The sequence below is a fragment of the Streptomyces sp. ID05-39B genome (assembly GCF_033794725.1).
Taxonomy (GTDB): domain Bacteria; phylum Actinomycetota; class Actinomycetes; order Streptomycetales; family Streptomycetaceae; genus Streptomyces; species Streptomyces bobili.
Genome location: NZ_JARGEF010000468.1, coordinates 1 through 2352, shown reverse-complemented (window position 1 = coordinate 2352; position 2352 = coordinate 1). Strand labels below are relative to the sequence as shown.

Sequence of the window (2352 nt, the reverse complement as noted above, 5' to 3'; positions counted from 1 at the left end):
GTGGCGGGTCTGGGTCATCGGGGGGTCACCCGGAGACCTTGATCACCGCGCTGGGGAACAGCGGCAGTTGGAAGGAGACGTCGGTCGTGTCGGCGGGGGGTGACGGGAACTGGAGGAAGACGTCGATCGATTCGCCCGCCTTGAGCGTCGAGAAGCCTGTGGTCGTCAGGGGTCGGCCTTCTGTGTCGCGGAGGACGTAGTAGCGCTTCTTGCTCTTGGAGTCGACGAGGGTGGCTCCGCCCAGGGACAGCCCGTTGTTGATGATCTCGGTCTCGTTGCCACTCAGCGCGGACGGGACGACCACTTCCGTCCCGCTGTCGTTCTTCAGTGCACCGTTCACAGTGATGAATCCGCCGGCGTCGCGTTCCGCGGAAGTCAGTTGGAGAAGGAGCCCGCTCGGGCCCTTCACCTCTGCCAGCGGCTCCTCGGACTGGCCTTCCTGCGCACTGGGCTGCGAACCGTTGCCCTGTGAAGCGGAGGCCGAATTCTGGGGCTTCTTGTCGTCGCCACCGCCGCCGCTGCAAGCGGTCGCGCCGACGGCCAGCCCGGTCGCGACGGTCAACGCAACCATCCCCCTGCCGGCTTTCGCCGTGAACCGCATCCTCATCACTCTGCTTCCTTCTCCACTCGTCGTTCGCTCGTCAGTCGGCAAGGTGGACGTCGAAGAGGTCTTCGGGCTTCGGGAGATCACCGAGGTCGTCAGGATCCAACTCCCATTCCCTGCCCTCGTCTCCGCAGGTGAGCTTCGGCAGGATGTCCTCTTCAGCATCCTCGCCCGGAAGCTCGAACGTGCACAGCGGCTCGATCACAGCAATCGCGGAGGCGTGTGCCCTTCTCTCCGCCGTCCCTGGGACGACGGAGGCTCCGATGGGCTTGTTCGCCTGGACGGTCACGCTGTAGCCCAAGAGGCCATCGGGCTCGCACTCCACGTTGCCCGCGTCGTTCATGGCCGCAAGCTCACGAGCTCGCCAACAGGTGTCGTCAGCTCCGTTGCCGTGAAATATGTCCTGCCATTTCGTCGGCTCCCGGACACCCGCGGTCCACAGGTCCGCAAGCTGGTCTCTGGCCTCCTGCGCTGCTGCCAATGCCGCCGCGTCGGCGGCCGACTGAGCGCCATTGCGATTCACCGCCGCCTGACCCACGGCAAAGTACGCGAACGCGAGAAAGAGCAGGCCCGCCACCACCGTGAGGTAGATAGGAAAGGCCTGCCCTGCGTCGCCGCACGCGCGAGGTCGTGTCAGGGTGCCACCCGAGTGATCTGAGCCCTGAGCTTGTCGACAATCGTCTGCCCCAAGTTCGTATTCGCGATCAACACCACGATCGCCACCACCACCGCGATGATCCCCAGGTACTCGACCGCGGTCTGTCCCCGGTCGCCGTGGCGGCGGGTGGCCTGTGTCGTCGTGTTTTTCCAGCCGCTCACCCGGACCTTGGCCGCGACGACGGTCTTCAGCATCAGGTCGCTCATGGCGTTCCCCTCCGTTTGAGGCGTTACCGGCTTGAGGAACGTAGAGCGGAGCGGGTGTCCTGGTGAAGGGTCCCCGGGCCCAGTCGCGGGCCCAATTCGTCGTCCGGGAGCGTTTCACGGGGTCACCGCCGTTCCCAGCCACTTGGCCGCGGCCTCCGAGCGGCTGGTGCTGTGGAGCTTGGCGAAGATGCGGTTGATGTGGTTCTTGACCGTCTTCTCGCTGATGAAGCAGGTGGCGGCGATCTGCTGGTTGGTGAGGCCCGCCGCGATCAGGTCCATGATCTCCGCCTCCCTCGCGCTGAGTTGGAACACCTGACCTGACTGTCCCATGAATGGTTGCAGTTGCGAAAGCTGTTTGCGAGAAGTCGCAAGGAATGGGGAATTTGAGGTTCCGTCACCATGTGCAGTCGCACTGGAGCGGAGTTGGGCAAGCACTGCTGTCGCTGCCGTCGGCGTGAGGTGGGCCCGTCCTGCCACGATGTCGCGGATCGCGGATAGCAGTTCCGCCACGGTGAACTCGCCGTGTACCAGGTAGCCGCCCGCCCCCCGCCGCAGGGCCTCCTGGACGATCTCCGATTCGCTGCTGTAGGTGAGCATCACGACGGGAGCGATCCGCACGAGGTGGGGAAGTGCCGAGAGGCCGTCCACATCGGGCATGCGGACGTCGAGGAGGACGAGGTCGGGGCGGTGGCGGAGGGCGGCGTCGTAGGCCTGGCGGCCGTCGGCGGCCTCCGCGACGACCCTGATGTCCTCGTGGCCGGAGAGGAGAGCGGTCAGGCCGGCGCGGACCACGGGGTTGTCGTCGGCCACCAGCACGCGCACCGGTGTGGACCGGGTCGGTGGCGCGAAAGCCTCCGGTAAGGGGGTGGCGGGCTGGGGCTGCT

Annotated in this window: 4 protein-coding genes; all 4 read right to left on the bottom strand. The window is 66.1% G+C overall.

The genetic code is table 11. The features are described 5' to 3' along the window. Positions 1 to 25 precede the first annotated feature (25 nt). Entirely contained in the window at positions 26 to 607 is a 582-nt protein-coding gene (locus tag P1P75_RS41155) for a hypothetical protein (protein WP_319265064.1), read from the bottom strand. A gap of 34 nt (positions 608 to 641) precedes the next feature. After that, positions 642 to 1241, bottom strand: a complete 600-nt coding sequence (locus P1P75_RS41150) for a pilus assembly protein TadG-related protein (protein ID WP_319265069.1) — start codon at positions 1239 to 1241, stop codon at positions 642 to 644. Beyond that, on the bottom strand, positions 1238 to 1468 hold the full coding sequence (locus tag P1P75_RS41145) for a hypothetical protein (RefSeq protein WP_319265061.1): 231 nt from the start codon (positions 1466 to 1468) through the stop codon (positions 1238 to 1240). Before P1P75_RS41145 ends, P1P75_RS41150 begins: the two co-directional genes overlap by 4 nt. Positions 1469 to 1582: 114 nt before the next feature. Then, positions 1583 to 2290: a response regulator transcription factor gene (locus P1P75_RS41140; protein WP_319265066.1), complete on the bottom strand. Its 708-nt coding sequence runs from the start codon at positions 2288 to 2290 to the stop codon at positions 1583 to 1585. Positions 2291 to 2352 lie beyond the last annotated feature (62 nt).